Below are 19,691 nucleotides of genomic sequence, written 5' to 3' on the forward strand. Positions count from 1 at the left end.
GTTTATACGGATATCCCGGCCTGCTGCACAAAGGCACGCGCCTGGCGGGTCAGTTGATCGAGATGCCGGTCACGCTGCTTTTCCGCTTCCACCATCGCTTTCTTGCCCTGTTGCTGAAGCAGATAGGTGTGTATCTGGCGTACCTCCACTGAACGGTAGATGGGCGCTACATCCAGCACTGCCACATGCCCGTGGGTGCTGTGGTCACGGGTGTTCATCAGTACTTGCGGGCCACGCACGCCGATGACCTGAAACCCCATCGACTCGAAGCACGGCACTTTACCGGTAAAGCACGCCAGCTCGGCATGTGGGTAGCGACTCAGCATGGCCTGCACCATCGCCCGGGCAACGCCCTGACGCCGGTGGCTGATCGGCACGGCCATATAGGCGACCGAGCACGCCTCGGGATCACCCGTCGCGGGCAGGTACAGCAGAAAGCCGACAACCGTTGCCGGGTCGTCGGCATCCAGGGCCACGATCAGCTCGACAGGCATTCCCCTGGAACCGTCCATCGCCTCTAGATAAAGATGAACCTCGTAGCCAACACCGTATTGGTAAAGCCGATAGAGCGGGTTGCTCGGCGCAATGGCCACCGCGCTGATGTCCGTGACGTAATCGACGACCATCTGCATGATCTGGCTTCTGATCGCCTCGGGGGGTGGGCTTTCAAGGCGGGTGACAGTGAACATTGCGTTTCGAACTCCGGGACTAAGGCATGCCCATGGCCTGAGACGTTGGCGCTGGGCGCTGACATAATACCCCGTCTTTACGCCGCTGGCCTGCTACACGGCTCACCGATGATGAGGGGGTACCAGAGCAAAACCGCGCTCAACCGCGCAGGCGCCCTGCCAGTGCCGGTATCACTATCGCTGGCACCGGGCGTGCCAACAGGTACCCCTGGCCCAGCTCGCAGCCCAGCCGCAGCAGTTCGTCGGCGGTGCATTGATCTTCGATGCCTTCGGCCAGGGTTGCCAGCCCCAGCGAGCGCGCCATCTGGATGATCGCTTCGACGATGGCGTGGCCATCGGCGGCGCTGGTCATCCCGCGCACAAAGGACTGGTCGATCTTGAGCGTGTCTACCGGCAGCCGACGCAAGTACGCCAGCGAGGAATAGCCGGTGCCGAAATCGTCGATAGACAGCTTGATGCCATAGGATTTAAGGCTGATCAGCGTCGCCAGTACCTGCTCGGTGTCTTCGATCAGGCTCGACTCCGTCAGCTCCAGTTCCAGTGCCGACGCTGGCAAGCCGGCATCGCTCAGCGCCTGCTTGATCACCGTTTCCAGCGAGTGGTGGTGCAGTTGCACGGGCGACAGGTTGACCGCGACTCTTGGAATATCCAGCCCACTGGCCCGCCATTGTGCGGCCTGCCGGCAGGCCTGCTGGATAATCCAGTCGCCCATTGGCACGATCAACCCGCTTTCTTCAGCCGCAGTAATGAATCGGTCTGGCGAAATCAGCCCTTGGGTTGGATGCTCCCAGCGTACCAGCGCTTCGGCACCGACAATACGACCGCTGCCGAGCTCGAACTGCAACTGGTAATGCAGCGTCAGCTCATGCTGGTCGATGGCCTGGCGCAGGCTGTTGAGCAGTTGCAGGCGCTCACTGACCTCCAAGTTCATGGCAGCGCTGTAGAAGCGCCAGGTCTTGCGGCCGGCCTGCTTGGCCTTGTACATGGCCGTTTCAGCATTACGCAGCAATTCAGCCGGTGCTTCGCCATCGTGAGGGGCCAGGGCGACGCCGATAGACACTGAGGTTGAGATTGCCTGCCCGGCAATCCGGAAGGGCGCAGCCAGCAGGTCGAGAATGGTTTGCGGTACCTTGGCAATGTCATCTGCATTCACCGGGCCAGTCAGCAGTACAGCAAACTCATCACCACCATAGCGACACACGGTAGCCGTCGCAGGCAACCCCTCACGCAGGCGCTCACCTATCGCCCGCAGCAGGTCGTCGCCGTGGGCATGGCCCAGGGAATCGTTGACCAGCTTGAATGCATCGACATCCAGAAAGAGCAAGACGACCGGGTGGTCGTCACCCCGCATACTGACCAGCGCCTGCAGCGTCCGGTCTTGCAGCAATGCCAGATTAGGCAGGCCGGTCAGCGTATCGTAGAACGACATGACCTCGATGCGCTTCTCGGCAGCCTGGCGGTCGGCGATTTCTACAGCAAGACGCTCGTAGGGTTCGCGCACGCTTGAAACAAACACAATGCGGTAGATCAGGCAGTACGAGAGGACCTTGTACAGGTGCCCGGTCAGGCTGTAGAGCCCGTTGACGTTGTGATAGGCGGTAAAGCACAGCTCCGCAAGAATGGAGATCAGCGCGGCGGCCAGCAGGCCATTAGCGTCGAAGGAATGGTTATACCGCGCCTGCCAAAAGCGCGCTGCTGCAATGGCCAGCAAGCCGATGATGGCCCACTCCATGGCGATCTTGAACGGTGTGAGACCGCTGCCCTCAATGAAGGTACTCGGCCAGACTTCGGGAAAAAACAGACCGAGTACATAAACCATCGCCACCATCGTCAATGCCGCAAGCAGCATTGGCAAGCGCGGGGTACGGCTGGTCAACGGACGCCATGGGCGAATCGAGATCAGCAATAATGTCGCTGCGATCAGTAGACGCGACACCAACCAGAAATCAATCGCTTTTTCAGGGGACGCCGGGGTAACGAACATGGGCATGCCCTTGTAGGACAGCACATGGGCGAGATCAAGCAGCGCAATAGAGAGAAACGCACAACCGAGCAGCAACAGGTTACTGGGCTGCCCTGCCCGGTAGCTATGCCAGGTAACCGCAAACACCAGTACCGCGACCGTAATCGCAAAGATCTCACAAATCGCGTGCACCGCCACCGGGAACCAGTCGGCACTGCCATGCACGGCCGGCGGCGCAAACCATATGGCGAGCAGCGCAACGCCGAGTACAACGACCATGGTCAGGTGGTTGCTGTCGCGAGGCTGACGGTCTGTAGCGGGGAGTGTCGGAGAAGAACTGCTCGGATAGGTCATAGGCACAATCAGGCTGTGTTTCCGATAGCAGCATGGATACCGTCAGCTGCGGGCGGTCGCCATTGTATAAGGCGTCCTGAGCTAAAACCATATTTAAAATGGGTTTACTCGCGCACTTCAAGGCCCTGAAGCCGCGTAAATCAAGGCACGTACGTCCCAATATTGCGAAAACCCGGCGGGGTAAAGATTTTTATTCTCACAGGCAATGTTATAGAGTAACCAGATGAATGCCTAACAACCCCGCATTGCGAACGACCCATGACCCCTGCTCTTGCTCACACCACGACCACTGCCACTGCCAACCGGTTGCTCTCGATTGATGCCTTGAGGGGGCTGGTCATGCTCTTCATGTTGCTGGACCACGTCCGGGAGACCTTCCTGCTCCATCGACAAGTGTCCGACCCGATGGACATAACGGTGACAGAACCTGCACTGTTCGTCAGCCGGACCCTGGCCCACCTGTGTGCGCCTGTGTTTGTCTTGCTGACCGGGCTGTCGGCTTACCTGTTCGGTGAAAAGTACGCCGGTAAAAGCGATGTGAGCGGTTTTCTGTTCAAGCGTGGGCTGTTTCTGCTGGTACTGGAATTCACCCTGGTCAACTTCGCCTGGACGTTCCAGTTGCCACCCACGGTTATCTACCTGCAGGTGATCTGGGCGATTGGCCTGAGCATGATTGCCTTGTCAGCCCTGGTCTGGCTGCCGCGGCAGGTCCTGCTGGGTTTGAGCCTGCTGATCATTGTCGGCCACAACCTGCTCGACCCGCTGTGCTTCCCGGAAGGGACGGCGCTGCACGTGCCGTGGGCGATTTTGCATGATCGCGGCTGGATCGAGCTGTCGGATACCCTGCGGCTGCGCACCTCTTATCCCGTGCTGCCGTGGATTGGCGTCATCGGCCTGGGCTATGCCATCGGCCCCTGGTTCGCACGCAGTGCAACGCCGGCTGCACGCCAACGCAAACTGCTAGGCTGGGCAAGCCTCGGTTTAATTGGCTTTGTTGCCTTGCGCCTGCTCAATGGCTACGGCGAACGCCCCTGGGCGGCCGGCGAAACTCCGCTGCATACGTTGATGAGCTTCTTCAACATCACCAAGTACCCGCCATCCCTGCTCTTCCTTGCCCTGACCCTGAGCCTTGGCCTGTTGCTGCTGCTAACGTTCGAGCGCCTCCAGAAACACAAGACCATCGGCCCGTTGACCGTGCTCGGGTCGGCGCCAATGTTCTTCTACCTGCTGCATCTGTACGCACTGAAAGGGCTGTATGTGCTCGCCGTGGCGCTGTTTGGGCTGAACCAGGGCGACTATTTCGGATTCGATGGCATCTGGGCCATCTGGTTGACCGCCGGGGTGCTGGCGGTGGCGCTATACCCTGCAGTACGCAGGTTCGCGACTTTGAAGGCTCAACGCCGTGATATTGCCTGGCTCAAGTATTTCTAACGGCCATTGCACAGCATCGCCATGGTCGGCCCACGGCGATGCCGAGGCGGGATTAACCCAGCAATTGCGGATCGATCATGTCGCACTCAAAGGCCAGCCAGCCGCCATTCGGTTCGGCATGGCCGTTAACAATCGGGCCGTAGTAGGACAGGCCGTTCTTAAGGGTAATGCACACATGCGTCGGTGCTTCCGGCGCAGCCAGCTGACCAGTGAAATGCACCTTCTTCAGGTTGTCCGTCACCGCTTCCAGGCCAATGGCTACGTTTTCATTGTCGACCGCCTCGACCTCTCCCGCGCTTTGCTCAGCGCTGACGGTCACGGTGGCTGTGTCTTGGTACATGCTTGAACTCCATCGGCAGGGCATTCGGCACAGTGCCGCGCCAAAAAGACACTAGGGTAAGCCAGTGACGGCATTAGCTGAAGCGCCTACGCGAAAACATTTACCGGCGACACGGCCAAGGTGGCGGAGAAAAACCCATATCAGTTGAGCACCCAACGCTGGCGAATGCGGTCACTCACCGCGTCGACGATCAACACCAGCGCCAGCATGGCGATGATCACGGTGCTGGCCCGAGACTCCTGGAACAGGCTGAGCGTCATGTACAGCATCTGGCCCAGCCCTCCGGCACCGACGAAACCCAGTACCGCAGCCATACGGATGTTGTTTTCCCAGCGGTACAGGGTGTAGGCCAACAGTTGCGGCCAAAGGTTGGGCAGCATGCCGTAGCAGAACGCCGAAACCTGGCTGCCGCCCTGCAAGCGAATGGCCTGGGCCGCTGCAGTGGGTGTGTTCTCGAAGGCTTCAGCATACAGCCGGCCCAGCACACCCGCCGTGTGCAAGGCCAGCGCCAGAGTACCGGCATTTGGCCCAAGCCCTGCGGCCAGTACCATCAGCACCGCCCAGACCAGTTCGGGTATCGCCCGCAAGGCATTGAGCAGCAGCCGTGCGAGCCCACGCAAGGCTCCGCCGAACAATCCGGCCGCAGGCAATGCCAGAAGCAGGCCCAGCGCCGCCGCCAACAGCGTGCCTACACCCGAAATGGCCAGTGTTTCCAGCGCACCCCGCGCCACGGCCTGCAGGTGCTCGCGACTGGTATCAGGGTTGAGGAAACGCGCCGCGTACTCCCCCATCTTGCCCGCCCCGCCCTCACCCACCAACGCCCACAGATCCAGGCTCAAGTAAGCAAACGACGACACGATCGCGGCCAACACCGCAAACAGCACCAGCAGGTTGATCAGGCGCCTCATGCCAGCCTCCTGCGCAGCAAGCCACTGAGTTGATCGGCCAGCCAGACCAGCACCAGGAACGTCAGCAACATACTGGCCACTTCCGCGCCAGCAAACATGCGCATCGACAAATCGATCTGCTGGCCCAGCCCGCCAGCGCCAACAAACCCCATCACCACCGAAGCCCGAATCGCGCACTCCCAGCGGTAGATGGTGTACGACACCAGCTCTGTACCCGCACAGGGCAAAATACCGTAGAAAAAGGCCCCAAGACGCGTGCTGCCAGCTTGCAGCAACGCATGGGCAGGCCGCTGATCGACCGACTCGAAAATCTCCGCATAGACTTTGCCCAACATGCCGCTGTAAGTAATGGCGATGGCCAGCACGCCCGCAGTCGGCCCCAGGCCCACGGCCCTTACGAACAGCAACGCCCAGACGATTTCCGGCACACTGCGCAGAAACACCATGAGCGCACGCACCGGCCAGCGCAGTGCCACAGCCAAGGCACTGGGGCGCCCGCCCCGGGAGGCTGCGGACAACGACAACGCACGGGTGGCCAGCAGGCTGGCCGGGACCGCCAGGAGCAAGGCCAGCGTCATGCCCGCCGTGGCGACGGCGAGGGTTTGCAGCGTGGCGTCCCATAGCAACTCAAGGAACGCCTGGTCATGAGCCGGCGGCCAGAAAGCGCTGACGAAGCTGCCGATCTGACGACGGCTGTCGGCCTGAAACAACACACCGAGGTCGAGTTCGCTCAGGTGCAGCCCCGGCCAGAGCAGTGCCAGCGCCAGCAGGGTCAGCAACAGCCGTGGCGCGGTTGCCGGGTCGCGCAGGTCACGACTCAGCATCGGGGAATCTGCAGGGTCAGCGGCGCGACGGGCTGAACCGGCGAGGTCAGTTGCTCATTGGCGTACAAGGCATCAAGCAAGCCCTCGGTCACTTCAGCCGCCGGTTTGTCGAACACCAGACGGCCTTCACGAATACCGATCACCCGCGCGAAGTGGGCCAATGCCAGGTCCACCGCATGCAGGCTGGCAACCAGGGTAATACCCCGTACGCTGGCGTAGCTGCACAGGGTCGCCAGGCTATGCGCAGCGAGCACCGGGTCCATCGCCGAGACCGGTTCATCGGCCAGCAGCAGGTCCGGCTGCTGGTACAGCACACGGGCGATGCCGACTCGCTGCAATTGCCCGCCGGAGAGTTGTTGGCACTGCACGAACAGTTTGTCCGCCAGGTCGAGGCTCGACAGCACGGCGCGCGCGCCGGCCACATCGACGGGCCGCAGCAGGCTGAGCAACCCACGCAGGGTCCCCCACTGCCCCAGCCGGCCGGCCAGTACGGTCGTGACCACCCGCTGACGCGGCGGCAAGGGTGGCACCTGATGAATCAGCCCCAGGCGCGTACGCAGCTTTTGCCTCAGCCGCGCCGAAAGGTGCCAGGGCCGCTGGCCGAGCACCTCCAGCTCACCGCTGCCTGGTTTGATGGCGGTGGCGATCAGGTGCAGCAAGCTCGACTTGCCAGCACCCGAGGGGCCAATAATCGCCACCTGCTCGCCGGCCTCGATGGTCAGGTTCAGGTCACGCAGCGCTTGCAGCGCACCATGATTGAGGCAGGCCCCGGTCAGTCGGATCGTCATTTCAGCAGTTCAGCAGCCCGAGCGGCCTCTTCAATACCCGCATAGTTCTCCGGGCGCGTTTCGATGAAACGGGTAGCCGCCTGCAGATCAAGAATGGCCTTGTGCTCGGGGTTGGCCGGATCAAGGGCCAGGAACGCCGCCTTGATCTTCTGCGCCAGCGCCGGGTCAAGGCTGCCACGCACGGTCCAGTTGTAGTCGAAGTACGTAGGCGTCGTGGCGAACACGTGTACCTTGCTGGTATCGACCTTGCCAGCGGCCACCAGTTTGTCCCACACACTGGCGTTGAGCACACCGCCGTCGACCTTGCCCGCCTGCACCCAGGCAGCCGTGGCGTCATGGGCACCGGAATACGCTACGCGACTGAAGAAGGTTTCTGGCTTGATACCGTCCTTGAGCATGAAGTAACGCGGCATCAGGCTACCGGAAGTGGACGATACCGAGCCAAAGGCAAAGGTCTTGCCCTTGAGATCAGACAACTGTTTGACCTGCGGGTCGGCCGTGATGAATTTGCTGGTGAACCGGGCATCCTGCTCGCGCTGTACCAGCGGCGTGGCGCCAGGGCTTTTCAGGTGAACCTGAACGAAGGTGAAACCGCCAAGCCAGGCGAGGTCCAGACGGTCACTGGCCAAAGCCTCGACCACCGCCGGGTAATCGGCCACCGGCACAAATTCCACCTTCATGCCCAATTGCTGCTCAAGATAAGCGCCCAGCGGCTTGAACTTGCGCAGCAGCTCGGTTGGGGCTTCATCGGGAATCGCGCTGACGCGCAAGGTTTCGGTGGCCTGAGCCAGAAAAGCGGAACCACTCAGTACCAGGCCGGCAAGCAGTGCCAGGGTGTTTTTGAGCATGGGAGTTCTCCGGTTCGACAGCGCAATAGGTAGGGCTTACAGGTGCCGAATTATAGGAGTTAGCAGCGCAAAGACCAGCTTTGCTAGAATCCGGCGCTATAACTCCTTGAGGTGCGACATGAGCGAACCAATTCGCCTGACCCAGTACAGCCACGGTGCCGGCTGCGGCTGCAAGATTTCCCCCAAGGTGCTGGACGTGATCCTGGCCGGTAGCGGCGCCCAGCATCTGGACCCGAAACTCTGGGTCGGCAATGCCTCACGCGATGACGCCGCCGTCTACGCACTCGATGACGAGCGCGGCGTGGTCTCGACCACCGATTTCTTTATGCCGATTGTCGATGACCCCTATGATTTCGGCCGTATTGCCGCCACCAACGCCATCAGCGATATCTACGCGATGGGTGGCGACCCACTGATGGCCATCGCGATTCTCGGCTGGCCAGTGAACCTGCTGCCCGCAGAAGTGGCCCGCGAAGTGATCCGTGGCGGCCGCGCCGTATGCGATGCCGCAGGCATTCCCTTGGCCGGTGGCCACTCCATTGATGCACCCGAGCCGATTTTCGGCCTGGCCGTCACCGGCGTGGTCGAAAAGCGCCACATGAAACGCAACGATACCGCCACACAGGGCTGCCGCCTCTACCTGACCAAGCCGCTGGGGATTGGCATTCTCACCACGGCAGAAAAGAAAGCCCGGTTGCGCGAGGAAGACAAACACCTGGCCCGCGACTGGATGTGCACACTGAACACACCCGGCAGCCGCTTCGGCAAGTTGCCAGGTGTTCAGGCGATGACCGACGTTACCGGTTTCGGCCTGCTCGGCCACCTTGTGGAAATGGCCGACGGCAGCAACCTGACCGCACGCATCACCTACAGCGCCGTACCGCGCCTGCCCGGGGTCGATTACTACCTGGCCGAAGGCTGTGTGCCTGGCGGCACGCAACGCAACTTCGACAGTTACGGCGAGAAGATCGCAGCCCTGAGTGATGAACAGAAAAACCTGCTCTGCGATCCGCAGACCAGCGGCGGCCTGTTAGTTGCGGTAAGCCCCGAGGGTGAAGCCGAATTCCTGTCTGTAGCCGCCGAACTGGGCCTGACACTGGCCCCGATCGGTGAGCTGGTCGAGCGACAGCGGTACGCGGTAGAGGTGGTGTAATGGCTGACAACACCCACGACTACCGCACACTCTTTCTCAATGATGTGCCGCTGATGGACGTTCGTGCCCCCGTTGAATTCAACAAAGGTGCCTTTCCTGGCGTAGTCAACCTGCCGCTGATGAATGATCAGGAACGTCAGCGAGTCGGCACCTGCTACAAGCAACGCGGCCAGCAGGCGGCCATTGAACTGGGTCACCAACTCGTCTGCGGCGCTACCAAGGACGAGCGCATTGCCGCCTGGGCTGCCTTTGCCCGGGCCAATCCCAACGGATACCTGTACTGCTTTCGCGGCGGGCTGCGCTCTCAGATCACCCAGCAGTGGCTCAAGGACGAGGCCGGTATCGACTACCCGCGTGTAGTCGGTGGCTACAAGGCAATGCGCACCTTCCTCCTTGAGACCACCCAGCAGGCCGTGGCGCAGTGCGATTTCGTCCTGGTCGGCGGCCTCACCGGCACCGGCAAGACCGAGGTGATCCATGCCTTGCGCAACGCCATCGACCTGGAGGGGCTGGCCAACCACCGTGGTTCCAGCTTCGGCAAGCGCGCTACCGGCCAGCCGGCACAGATTGACTTTGAAAACCGCCTGGCAATCGACCTGCTGAAAAAGCGTGATGCCGGTATCGAACAGTTCGTACTCGAGGACGAGAGCCGCCTGGTCGGCAGCTGCAACCTGCCCCTGGAGCTCTACCAGGGCATGCAGCAGTACCCCATGATCTGGCTCGAAGACAGCCTGGAACACCGTATCGAACGCATCCTTCAGGACTACGTCACGGGCCTGTGTGCCGAGTTCATCGCTGTCCACGGCGAGGAGACGGGGTTCGCACAGTATGCCCAGCGCTTGCAAAACAGCATGGCGAACATCCAGAAACGCCTGGGTGGCGAGCGCTACAAGCGTTTCTCGACCCTGCTGCAGGACGCGCTCGATGAGCAGCAACGCAGTGCTCAGGTTGACTTGCACCGCGGCTGGATCGCAGGCCTGCTGAACGAGTATTACGACCCGATGTACGCCTTCCAGCGCGCCAGCAAGGGCGAACGGGTTGAATTCGTTGGCGAACAACAGGCCGTCATCGAGTACCTGCAACAGCGCATGGCACGCCACTAAGCGCTATCAATCGCCCTGCCCTACTTCAGATAAGACCTGAGCAGAGCGGCAATCTGGTCGACTTCGGCTTGCCGCTGCTGCGCTGTCAAATCCTCTGCTCCGAGGTGCTCACGAATGTGACCCTCCATCACCTCAGTCATCAAGCCATTGACGGCGCCGCGAATGGCCGCGATCTGCTGCAGGATCGCGATGCAGTCAGTGTCCTGCTCCAGTGCCGTTTCCAGTGCCGTTTCCAGTGCCGTTGCCTGCCCTTTGATCCGGCGAATCCGGGTCAGCAGTTGCTTCTTGCCTTTGGTTGTGTGTGCCATTGCATTCTCGCCAATTAGTATACTGGGGTATAGTATTCGAACCCCCTGATATCCCGAGCATGATACCCATGAATTCACTGGCCTCCGAGTACCGGCATTCCCATGTCTTCGACGAAGGGAATCCGCTGGCGGAAAAAAAGACCCGCTGGGCCCTGGGTTTGACCCTGGTGATGATGGTCGCAGAGATCTGCGGCGGCTGGTTGTCCAACTCGATGGCGCTGCTTGCCGACGGCTGGCACATGAGTTCACACGCTCTGGCGCTGGGCTTGTCGGTGTTTGCCTATCGCGCGGCCCGGCAATTGGCCAATGACGGGCGCTTTGCGTTTGGCACCTGGAAAATCGAGATACTGGGTGGCTACTCGAGCGCCATCGTGCTGCTGGGTATCGCGGGCTTGATGCTGTTCCAGTCCGTCGAGCGACTGTTCAGCCCCAGCCCGATCCATTATGACGAAGCCATCGCGATTGCCATTGTCGGGTTGGCGGTGAACCTGGCCTGCGCCTGGCTGCTCAAGGACGATCACTCGCATCATCACGATCATCACCACGGGCACGCTCATGAAGGGCATGGACATGGACATGACCACCACCATCACGACCTGAACCTGCGCTCAGCCTACCTGCACGTCATTGCCGATGCGGCGACTTCGGTGCTGGCAATCATCGCCCTGATCGGCGGCAAACTCTGGGGCGCGGTATGGCTGGACCCATTGATCGGGATTGTCGGCGCGGCAATGGTTGCGATCTGGGCCGTAGGCCTGCTGCGTGAAACCGGGCGCGTGCTGCTGGATGCCGAGATGGACGCGCCAGTCGTCGAGGAAATCCGCGAGGTGATCGAGCAGTTCCCCATCCAGGCGGAAATCGCCGACCTGCATGTCTGGCGTGTTGGTAAAGGAAAGTACGCCTGTATCCTCTCCCTCGTCAGCCACGGCTCATTCAACGCCGATGCCGTGCGCCGGCGGTTGAGTATTCACGAAGAACTGGTACACATTACGGTAGAGGTGAATCAGCCCCGCGCGGCGTGATCCACCTCTACGACAACGACAGCCCTGCGTATCACCCGCTAGCGGTGTCGGGTATCAAGACGGGCTTCAGGCGCGGGGCTTCTGCGCCTGATCCAGGGCGCGTAGCACCTGGACTTGCGGGGGTGTCGCCAGCCAGCCGCTGATGCGACTGCGGTAGGCCTGAAAATGCGCGCTGTCACGGTGAGCCTCCAGTGCTGCCTGGTCGGCATAGGTCTCGAACAACGAGAACCCGGCGCCACCGTCAAGGTCCGCAAACAGGTCATAGCACAGGTTACCCGGCTCTTGGCGGGTAGCGGCGACCATCGTGCGCAGCTCCGCCTCAACCTGTGCCTGGTGCTCCGGCAACGCGACTACACGGGCAATGACGTGAATCATCAATACAGTCTCCTCTCTGCGATATTCAGTGCTGAAGGGCGGCCAGTCTACTGGCTGACCTGATAGCGTTCCAGCCAGTGGGCGTAGGGCGTGGGCAGCACCCAGGAAGGGCGTTCTACCTGCAGTTGCAGTGCCGCCTGGTAGGGCCAATTGGGGTTGGCCAGGTGAGCGCGACCCACCATCACCAAATCCATCTGACCCTCGGCCAGGGTAGCTTGCGCGATTGCCGGGCTGTCGATGCCCCACGCAGCAGCCACCGGCAGTTCCGCTTCACGACGCACGCGCTCGGCAATCGGCGCAAGGAACGCTGGCCCCCATGGAATAGAGACGTCCGGCACAGTGAAACCCACGCTGACACTGAGCAGGTCCAGCCCACCCCGGCGAAATGCCTTGGCCAGCTCGATGGACTCTTCCAGCGTCGCCTCATCGCGACCGTCATATTCAATGACACCGAAACGCGCGGTCAGCGGCAGGTGCTCTGGCCAGACCTCACGCACCTGCGCCAGGGTTTCAAGCAGGAAGCGGCTACGGTTTTCAAAGCTGCCACCGTAGGCATCATCGCGCTGGTTGCTATGGCTGGAAAAGAAGCTCTGGCCCAGGTAACCATGAGCAAAATGCAGCTCCAGCCACTCAAAACCGGCCGCCAGGGCACGGCGTGCCGCCGCCACGAAGTCCGCGCGAACACGGGCAATGTCTTCGAGGGTCATGGCCTTTGGGGTTTTCGGCAGATGAGCACCGAAAGGAATCGCCGAGGGTGCCAGGGTGTCCCAACCACGGGCATCCTCTGCGCCAATGTGATCGTCGCCTTCCCACGGACGATTGGCACTGGCCTTGCGACCGGCATGAGCGATCTGAATACCCGGTACGGCACCGGCGCGCTTGATCGCAGAGGCGACCTCAGCCAACGCGTCGGCCTGGGCATCGTTCCAGATGCCGGCACAACCCGGGGTAATGCGCCCTTCCGGCGAAACAGCGGTAGCCTCGACAATGACCAGGCCGGCACCACCACGCGCAAGGCTGGTGTAGTGCGCCAGGTGCCAGTCATTGATCAAGCCGTCGGTGGCGGTGTATTGGCACATCGGTGGGACGGCAATGCGGTTGCGCAAGGTCACGCCCTTGAGCTGGAGCGGGGTAAAGAGTGCGGACATGTAATCAACTCGTCTGATGCTGAAACGAAGAGAAGGCAGGCTGAACAGCGCCTGCCTCAGGGGCAGCCAGCTCGCAGGCCTTAGAGCAGCTTGAGCAAGGCGTGGGCGGTGGCATCGGAGGACGCCGGGTTCTGCCCGGTTACAAGCAGGCCATCGACGACCACATGGCTGTGCCAGTCCTCGGCACGGCTGTAGACCCCACCATGGCCTTTGAGCATGTCTTCAACCAGAAAAGGCACCACGTCCGTCAAGTTGACAGCCGCTTCTTCGGTGTTACTGAAACCCGTCACCTGCTTGCCCTTGACCAAAGGCGCGCCGTTGGCGTCCACAGTGTGGCGCAGCACCGCTGGAGCGTGGCAGACCGCACCAACGGGCTTGCCCAGTGCCTGGAAACGTTCAATCAGGGCGATCGAGCGCGGGTCTTCAGCAAGGTCCCAGAGCGGACCATGACCACCGGGGTAAAACAATGCATCGAAATCATCGGCGTTGACCTGAGCCAAGGTCAGGGTGCTGGCCAGGGCCTTGCGTGCAGCCTCATCGGCCTGGAAGCGCTCAGTGGCGGCAGTCTGCGCGCCGGGATCGTCGCTCTTGGGGTCGATCGGCGGCTGGCCGCCCTTGGGCGAGGCCAGGGTGACCTGCGCCCCTGCATCGAGAAATGCGTAGTAAGGGGCTGCGAACTCTTCCAGCCAGAAGCCGGTCTTGTGGCCTGTATTACCCAGGGTGTCGTGGGACGTGAGCACCATCAAAATGTTCATCGGGTTCTCCTGCTATGGCCGCGGGGCCAGTGATGAGTCAGTGCCGAGGATCTTAGAGCGGGACTCGGGATTCGATAAATCGAACGCAGTGATTTACGGTATTCGATTAATGAATAGCAGGTAGCACCCGGGCTACAGGGCGGTGCCCAGTACCTGACGCAACTGCGCGCCACGCGCATCGGCAACGTCACTGATCAATGCATAGTTATAGTCACCGCGAGACCAGTAGCGCGCCTGCAGTTCGCCCTCGGTGCGCTCACCACTGGGCATCCGCACATAACGCTCACTGGGAGAACGCAGGAACAGGCTGACACGCTCACCGTTTCGGTCCTGGAACAGCAGCAGCGCGGCCGGGCCCTGCTCATTGCTCAGCAACCGTGCCCCTACCGGGGTAAACCCATAGGCCGAGAGGTCCGGCAGATTACCGGCATGCCTGAAGTGCTGGCCCAACCAGGCCTGCAGTTGCTCTGGGGTGTTTACCGACAAATCCAGGGAGGATGCATAGGCGAACAACCGGTGCGCCTGCACGGCGTCGGCCATCGGCGGGTTGCCTGCCATCAGGTTGACCTCCCGCGCCTGCCAGCCACCCAGCCCCCCTACACCCAAGGCGACCAGCAGCATCGCAGCACTGGCCCAGCGGCGCTGGCGACGCTGACGCAGGTCGCGGCGAACCCAGCCCGGGTCGAGACGCGGGTTAGGCGCCTGTTCGATTTGCCCTGCCAGGGCAGCACGCAAACGCCGGGCATCGGCACGCCAGGCATCAAGCTCGGCGGCCCGCTGCGGATGTGCCGCCAGGTACCTGTCAACCTCACGTCGGCGTTCGGGCAGCAACCGATCATCGACGTAAGCCTGTAATTCCTCTTCGGATGGGATCAACCGACTCATTTCAACCTCCGCAACCCAGGGGGCAACGGCGTGCCCTCGGTCAGTTCTCGCAGTGCTGCACGGGCCCGCGACAAACGCGACATCACCGTGCCAATCGGTACATCCAGGGCCTGCGCGGCCTCCTTGTAGCTCATGCCTTCAACACTCACCATCATCAACAAGGCGCGCTGCTCTGCCGAAAGCCTGGCAAAGGCAGCCAGGCCAGACTGAGCCTCGACAATGTCCTCGGTATTGTTCCCGACCTCTTCGGCCCGCCCGAACCAGCTCAGCCAGCGCATATGGCGGCGCTCTCGACGCTTGCTGTCGAGAAACTGCCGGTAGAGGATCGAGAACAGCCAGGCACGCAAGCTCGCAGGATCACGCTGCTGCGCGCCCCGGCTCAATGCTCGCTCAACCGTCGCCTGCACCAGGTCGTCGGCGCTCGTGCCCTCGCGGGTCAACCACAAGGCGAAACGGCGCAGCCGCTGAAGCATCTCGCGCAGTTGGTCGTCATCCAGTTCGTTCATCGAGTGATCCGTGATCTTCGTGCAGTCAGTGTACGAGGCAGACGGCCGACCGCGAATTTTATTCCAGGCCAATGGAATAAAACTTCAGCGGGTGCGTCGTACCCGCTCATTTACTGACCTGGATAGCACCATGAGCACTCCGCTAAACGGTCGCGCCCGTACGCTGCGCCTGACTGCCATCGGCCTTGGCGTCGCTGCAATGGGCGCAGGCTTTGCCTTTACCGCCGGCTGGATCGGCCCGGACCGGTTGACACCGAAACGTATCGTCGACACCTTCGAAGCTCAGGCCGGACACTACCCTGGCTACCGGAAAAACCACGCCAAAGGCCTGTGCGTCAGCGGCTACTTTGAAAGCAGCGGCCAGGCCGCCGAACTCTCAAGCGCTCGGGTGTTTGCCCAGCCAAGGGTACCGGTTATTGGCCGCTTCGCCATCGGCGGCGCCAACCCGCATAGCGCCGATGCCAGCGTCGCCACTCGCAGCCTGGCCGTGGAATTCACCACCGATGATGGGCAACGCTGGCGCAGTGGCATGAATACCCCGCCGGTACTGGCAGTGAACACCATCGAGGGTTTCTACGAACAGGTACTGGCAATGACCCCGGTACCCGCCACCGGTAAACCCGACCCGGCAAGGTTGCAGGCCTTCTTTGCCGCACACCCGGAAAGCGCGGCCTTTCGCCAGTGGGTCAAGGACTATAAGCCCTCCGACAGCTTTGCCAGTTCGGCTTACCACAGCATCAACGCCTTTCGCCTGATCGACGCCAAGGGCACCCCGCATTACGTGCGCTGGAAACTACAGCCACTGACCCCGTTCAGTGCATTACCGGCCCAGGTGGAAGACCCGAATTACCTGCAGAATGACCTGCGCAAACGCCTGACCGAAGGCCCCTTGCGCTGGAACCTGCTGTTGACCCTGGCCGAGCCGGGCGATGCGGTTAACGACCCTGCTCAACCCTGGCCTGAGCAACGGCGGCAAGTCAACGCGGGCACCGTGGTCATTGAGCAGGTCGATGCGGCCGAGCAAGGCGCCTGCCGTGACCTGAACTTCGACCCGCTGATTCTGCCAACCGGCATTGAACCGTCTGCTGATCCGATTCTCGCCGCCCGCTCGGCCGCCTACTCGGAATCCTTCAACCGCCGCAGCCGCGAAGCGGCCCATTCAGGAGTACAACCATGAACCCCTCCTTCCATCCCCTGCTGCGCGGGCTGCACTGGCTGATGGCTCTGCTGATCCTGAGCATGCTGTTCATCGGTGCAGGCATGATCAGTGACCTGTCACCCCGGCACACCCTGTTGGTCAGCGTACACAAGCTGGTGGGGCTGGCCCTTCTGGTCTTGGTACTGATCCGTATCGGCGTGCGCGTGTGCGTTGGAAGCCCCCCATTGCCGAGCGACTTGCCATCGCCTCAACGCTGGGCAGCCAAGGCATCGCACCTGGTGCTCTACGGGATGATGCTGGCCATGCCGCTGCTTGGCTGGGGCATGCTTTCGGCGGGAGGTTATCCATTACCCCTGCAGTTACCTGCACTGCTGCCTCAGGATATCCGCGTCTACGCCGTCCTTCGCCAGGCGCATGGCTGGCTCGCCTACCTGCTCTTCGCGACCGTGTTGTTGCACTTGGCGGCGGCGTTGGTTCACGGCTTGATCCGCCGCGACGGCGTGTTACGCAGCATGTGGTCGGGACGTGTCAATTGAGCGTGCGCTACTGAGGGCCCGAGTGTGCTTTAATGCGTCGCCATTTATTTTTGACACTAAGGCAGCTATGGATACGGGGACACGACTCAGACTGGTGCGTGAACGCAACAAGCTCTCGCAACGGGAACTGGCCAGACGCAGCGGCTTGACCAACTCGACGATCTCGCAGATCGAGCAAAACCGCGTCAGCCCGTCGGTCAGTTCCCTGAAGAAACTGCTCGAAGGCATCCCGATGTCTCTGGCAGAGTTTTTCAGCTTCGATGAACCGCCGCGCCAGGAACGCTTCGTGTTCCGCTCCAACGAACAACCCGACCTGGGCAATAGCGGCCTGCGCCTGTTGCTGGTCGGCGCCAGCGTGGAAGGTCGGCAAATGCGTATGCTGCGCGAACTGTATGCACCCGGCGCAGACTCCGGTGAAGAGCCGATCGTGCATACCGAGGGCGAGGAATGCGGCCTGGTTACCCGTGGCACCATCGAATTGCGCGTCGATGGCCAGGTCAGCGTGCTCAATTCCGGTGACGGTTACTACTTCCCCACCACCCTGCCCCACAGCTTCAAGAACATCGGCCCGGATGAAGCCGAAATCATCAGCGCCAACACCCCGGCGAACTTCTGACGGGCAAGCGCCTGCGAGCGTGAGCCTGCCTGCAAAGGTGTTGACTGGGTGTCAGTGAGTTCGCGGTGTGTGCATCACTGGCACGCCAGTTCCCACACGGTGGCGACGCCACCGCGAAGTCTCACCCTGTTTTCACATCCAGCCCAGCCAGTGCCACCAGGTCGCCGCGAACACCAGCATCAGCAGGTAGCCGATCAGGGTAATCACCACACCGACCCGCGCAAACTGCCTGGCATTGAAGGTTTCGGTACCCAGGCAGACCATGTTCTGCGGCGCGTTGATCGGCAAGATGAAGCCATAACTGACGACAAACCCCAACGCCATGGTCATCCCCAGGCGACTGAAGTCGCCCGGAAGCGTCTGCAGCACGGCAATCAGAATGGGCAGCAGCGCCGAGGTCAGTGCGGTGGCACTGGCGAAGCCGAGGTGGATAAGGATCAGGAACGCCGCAAGAATCGAGAACACCCCCAATGTACCGAGTTGGTCCAGGCCGGTATGGGCCACGACCTGCTGCCCCAGCCACTGCCCGGCCTGCGTCGTGAGCAAGGTAGTGCCCAGGCTGATCCCGACACCGAAGACAATCACCGTGCCCCACGGAATGCGCGACTGCACATCTTTCCAGGTCATCACGCCAAAGCGCGGCAGCAACAGCAAGACCAGCCCGGCGTAGGTGGTCGAGGTCGTGTCAAAGCGATGCAACTTGCCTTCGGTGGCCCAGGCCAGCAGCAACAGGACCGAAACGCCTAGCAGGCGTTTCTGCGCAGACGTCATCGGCCCCAATGCGGCCAACTGATCCGCCACCGCCGCCTTGCCACCGGGAATGCTGTCGCTCTCTGGCGGAAGCATTTTCAGTACCACGACGATCAGCACCAACGACATGAGCACCGCCCAGGGTGCACCGGCGATCAGCCAGTCAATCCAAGACACCCGCCCGCCGAGCATTTTGTCCATGAAGCCCACTGTCAGCAGGTTCTGTGCCGCTGCGGTCTGGATACCGATGTTCCAGATACTGGTGCCCTGCGCAACGATAATCATGATCCCGGCGGCGATGTTTGAGCGCTTGTCGACGCCAAAGGCCGCAATCACCCCCATCATGATCGGCACGACACAGGCACTGCGCGCCGTCGCGCTGGGCACTACCAGGCTAAGCAATACCGTGACTGCGACGGCGCCCAAGAGGATGCGCCGGGTGCTGACACCGACACTGGACAAGGTCACCAGTGCGATACGCCGGTCCAGCCCGGTATGGGTCATGGCCGCCGCAATGAACAAAGCGCCAACCACCAGCGCCAGCGCTGCGTTGGAGAACCCGGTCAAGGCCATGGTGATCCCGGCGGACGAACCGTACGTCACCGAGGGGTCGGCCAGGGTCGGTGCCGTGCCAAGCAAGAACGCCATCAGCGAGGTGATCATGATGGCGCTGGCTTCGTACGACACCGCTTCAGTGATCCAGATGACCACGGCAAATGCGAGGATCGCCAAAACCCGCTGCCCCGCCACAGGCAAGTCAGCCGGCAATGGCAGCAACAGCACCGCAATCAAGGCCGCAATACCGACCATAAGGCCCAATGGCAGCGAAGCCTTGGCGGTTTCTGAAGAAGGCGCGGAGGCCGGTGAATGCATGAGGATCTCCCTGAAAGGCATGTGCCGGTCATGATCCACCATCCCGATGACACCTGCGCTGATGCGGATCAATAAGCCCGGGGCCGGTATTGTCGGACAATATGTAGTGAAGATAAAAAAACACTACAAACCCTATTGACGCCGTTCATCGCCGCTTGCATGATGCAGACGTCTCCCCGATCGGGAGCGCTGGCAAGGGTGTTCCAGACGGCTCAACGGATCCAAGAGCTGTCGCTGGATGGGTACTGCCCAAAAGGCAGAAAGTAGAAGCCCCCTGTTGTGACGCTGCTGTAGCAGCTTTCTGTCAACGCTACATGATTGGCGCCAAGCAATAACTCAACAATTAATGGTGGTTAA

At 61.5% G+C, this 19,691-nt stretch carries 21 protein-coding genes; 7 read left to right on the forward strand and 14 right to left on the reverse strand.

Annotated features, from left to right (window positions below; all coding sequences use genetic code 11):
- Nucleotides 1-2: 2 nt before the first annotated feature.
- Together AB7M23_RS19050 and AB7M23_RS19055 are read right to left on the reverse strand one after the other, a co-directional pair.
- Nucleotides 3-689, reverse strand: coding sequence for a GNAT family N-acetyltransferase (locus AB7M23_RS19050; RefSeq protein WP_454241708.1), 687 nt, complete (start codon nucleotides 687-689; stop codon nucleotides 3-5).
- Between the two features lie 139 nt (nucleotides 690-828).
- The gene (locus tag AB7M23_RS19055; RefSeq protein ID WP_454241709.1) at nucleotides 829-3,006 is read right to left on the reverse strand and encodes a putative bifunctional diguanylate cyclase/phosphodiesterase; all 2,178 of its coding nucleotides are present in this window, start codon (nucleotides 3,004-3,006) and stop codon (nucleotides 829-831) included.
- A gap of 258 nt (nucleotides 3,007-3,264) precedes the next feature.
- Here AB7M23_RS19055 and AB7M23_RS19060 point away from each other — a divergent pair, with 258 nt between their 5' ends.
- Entirely contained in the window at nucleotides 3,265-4,437 is a 1,173-nt protein-coding gene (locus AB7M23_RS19060) for a DUF1624 domain-containing protein (protein WP_454241710.1), read from the forward strand.
- Between the two features lie 52 nt (nucleotides 4,438-4,489).
- Here AB7M23_RS19060 and AB7M23_RS19065 read toward each other — a convergent pair whose 3' ends face one another.
- The 5 genes from AB7M23_RS19065 to AB7M23_RS19085 all read right to left on the reverse strand — a co-directional run bounded on the left by AB7M23_RS19065 (nucleotide 4,490) and on the right by AB7M23_RS19085 (nucleotide 8,145).
- On the reverse strand, nucleotides 4,490-4,777 hold the full coding sequence (locus tag AB7M23_RS19065; RefSeq protein ID WP_454241711.1) for a hypothetical protein: 288 nt from the start codon (nucleotides 4,775-4,777) through the stop codon (nucleotides 4,490-4,492).
- A gap of 140 nt (nucleotides 4,778-4,917) precedes the next feature.
- On the reverse strand, nucleotides 4,918-5,685 hold the full coding sequence (gene phnE / locus AB7M23_RS19070; RefSeq protein ID WP_454241712.1) for a phosphonate ABC transporter, permease protein PhnE: 768 nt from the start codon (nucleotides 5,683-5,685) through the stop codon (nucleotides 4,918-4,920).
- Nucleotides 5,682-6,509 carry a PhnE/PtxC family ABC transporter permease gene (locus AB7M23_RS19075; protein ID WP_454241713.1) on the reverse strand — a complete coding sequence of 276 codons (828 nt, stop codon included), beginning with the start codon at nucleotides 6,507-6,509 and terminating at the stop codon, nucleotides 5,682-5,684. The genes phnE and AB7M23_RS19075 overlap by 4 nt, the downstream gene beginning before the upstream one ends.
- The gene (locus AB7M23_RS19080; RefSeq protein ID WP_454241714.1) at nucleotides 6,503-7,297 is read right to left on the reverse strand and encodes a phosphonate ABC transporter ATP-binding protein; all 795 of its coding nucleotides are present in this window, start codon (nucleotides 7,295-7,297) and stop codon (nucleotides 6,503-6,505) included. Before AB7M23_RS19080 ends, AB7M23_RS19075 begins: the two co-directional genes overlap by 7 nt.
- The gene (locus tag AB7M23_RS19085; protein WP_065757636.1) at nucleotides 7,294-8,145 is read right to left on the reverse strand and encodes a putative selenate ABC transporter substrate-binding protein; all 852 of its coding nucleotides are present in this window, start codon (nucleotides 8,143-8,145) and stop codon (nucleotides 7,294-7,296) included. Before AB7M23_RS19085 ends, AB7M23_RS19080 begins: the two co-directional genes overlap by 4 nt.
- Nucleotides 8,146-8,263: 118 nt before the next feature.
- Between AB7M23_RS19085 and selD the strand changes: the two genes are divergently transcribed.
- Together selD and mnmH are read left to right on the forward strand one after the other, a co-directional pair.
- Entirely contained in the window at nucleotides 8,264-9,298 is a 1,035-nt protein-coding gene (selD, locus tag AB7M23_RS19090) for a selenide, water dikinase SelD (protein WP_454241715.1), read from the forward strand.
- Nucleotides 9,298-10,401 (forward strand): tRNA 2-selenouridine(34) synthase MnmH, encoded by a 1,104-nt coding sequence (mnmH, locus tag AB7M23_RS19095; RefSeq protein ID WP_454241716.1) that lies wholly within the window; start codon nucleotides 9,298-9,300, stop codon nucleotides 10,399-10,401. Before selD ends, mnmH begins: the two co-directional genes overlap by 1 nt.
- 20 nt (nucleotides 10,402-10,421) lie before the next feature.
- Here the strand turns inward: mnmH and AB7M23_RS19100 are convergent, their stop codons facing one another.
- The gene (locus AB7M23_RS19100) at nucleotides 10,422-10,709 is read right to left on the reverse strand and encodes a metal/formaldehyde-sensitive transcriptional repressor (protein WP_454241717.1); all 288 of its coding nucleotides are present in this window, start codon (nucleotides 10,707-10,709) and stop codon (nucleotides 10,422-10,424) included.
- Between the two features lie 68 nt (nucleotides 10,710-10,777).
- On the opposite strand from AB7M23_RS19100, the gene dmeF reads away from it, so the two are divergent.
- Nucleotides 10,778-11,731: a CDF family Co(II)/Ni(II) efflux transporter DmeF gene (gene dmeF / locus AB7M23_RS19105; RefSeq protein ID WP_099775058.1), complete on the forward strand. Its 954-nt coding sequence runs from the start codon at nucleotides 10,778-10,780 to the stop codon at nucleotides 11,729-11,731.
- Between the two features lie 66 nt (nucleotides 11,732-11,797).
- On the opposite strand, the gene AB7M23_RS19110 is transcribed toward dmeF, so the two are convergent.
- The 5 genes from AB7M23_RS19110 to AB7M23_RS19130 form a co-directional block, all read right to left on the reverse strand.
- A complete protein-coding gene (locus tag AB7M23_RS19110) occupies nucleotides 11,798-12,106 on the reverse strand; it encodes a putative quinol monooxygenase (protein WP_454241718.1) in 309 nt (102 codons plus the stop codon).
- Nucleotides 12,107-12,153: 47 nt separating this feature from the next.
- Nucleotides 12,154-13,254, reverse strand: coding sequence for an NADH:flavin oxidoreductase/NADH oxidase (locus AB7M23_RS19115; RefSeq protein ID WP_454241719.1), 1,101 nt, complete (start codon nucleotides 13,252-13,254; stop codon nucleotides 12,154-12,156).
- An 80-nt stretch (nucleotides 13,255-13,334) separates the two neighbouring features.
- The gene (locus AB7M23_RS19120; protein WP_065757643.1) at nucleotides 13,335-14,009 is read right to left on the reverse strand and encodes a type 1 glutamine amidotransferase domain-containing protein; all 675 of its coding nucleotides are present in this window, start codon (nucleotides 14,007-14,009) and stop codon (nucleotides 13,335-13,337) included.
- A gap of 132 nt (nucleotides 14,010-14,141) precedes the next feature.
- Entirely contained in the window at nucleotides 14,142-14,894 is a 753-nt protein-coding gene (locus AB7M23_RS19125) for an anti-sigma factor family protein (RefSeq protein ID WP_454241720.1), read from the reverse strand.
- Complete coding sequence (locus AB7M23_RS19130; RefSeq protein WP_065757645.1) at nucleotides 14,891-15,400, reverse strand: sigma-70 family RNA polymerase sigma factor; 510 nt, start codon at nucleotides 15,398-15,400, stop codon at nucleotides 14,891-14,893. Before AB7M23_RS19130 ends, AB7M23_RS19125 begins: the two co-directional genes overlap by 4 nt.
- A gap of 130 nt (nucleotides 15,401-15,530) precedes the next feature.
- Here AB7M23_RS19130 and AB7M23_RS19135 point away from each other — a divergent pair, with 130 nt between their 5' ends.
- The 3 genes from AB7M23_RS19135 (at nucleotide 15,531) to AB7M23_RS19145 (ending at nucleotide 17,711) form a co-directional block, all read left to right on the forward strand.
- Nucleotides 15,531-16,577: a catalase family peroxidase gene (locus AB7M23_RS19135; RefSeq protein ID WP_454241721.1), complete on the forward strand. Its 1,047-nt coding sequence runs from the start codon at nucleotides 15,531-15,533 to the stop codon at nucleotides 16,575-16,577.
- Nucleotides 16,574-17,095: a cytochrome b gene (locus tag AB7M23_RS19140; RefSeq protein ID WP_454241722.1), complete on the forward strand. Its 522-nt coding sequence runs from the start codon at nucleotides 16,574-16,576 to the stop codon at nucleotides 17,093-17,095. Before AB7M23_RS19135 ends, AB7M23_RS19140 begins: the two co-directional genes overlap by 4 nt.
- Nucleotides 17,096-17,162: 67 nt before the next feature.
- Nucleotides 17,163-17,711, forward strand: a complete 549-nt coding sequence (locus AB7M23_RS19145) for a cupin domain-containing protein (protein ID WP_065757648.1) — start codon at nucleotides 17,163-17,165, stop codon at nucleotides 17,709-17,711.
- 132 nt (nucleotides 17,712-17,843) lie between these two features.
- Here the strand turns inward: AB7M23_RS19145 and AB7M23_RS19150 are convergent, their stop codons facing one another.
- Entirely contained in the window at nucleotides 17,844-19,334 is a 1,491-nt protein-coding gene (locus tag AB7M23_RS19150; RefSeq protein ID WP_102051649.1) for a DASS family sodium-coupled anion symporter, read from the reverse strand.
- Nucleotides 19,335-19,691 lie beyond the last annotated feature (357 nt).

The sequence above is a fragment of the Pseudomonas sp. HLS-6 TE3448 genome (assembly GCF_053629555.1).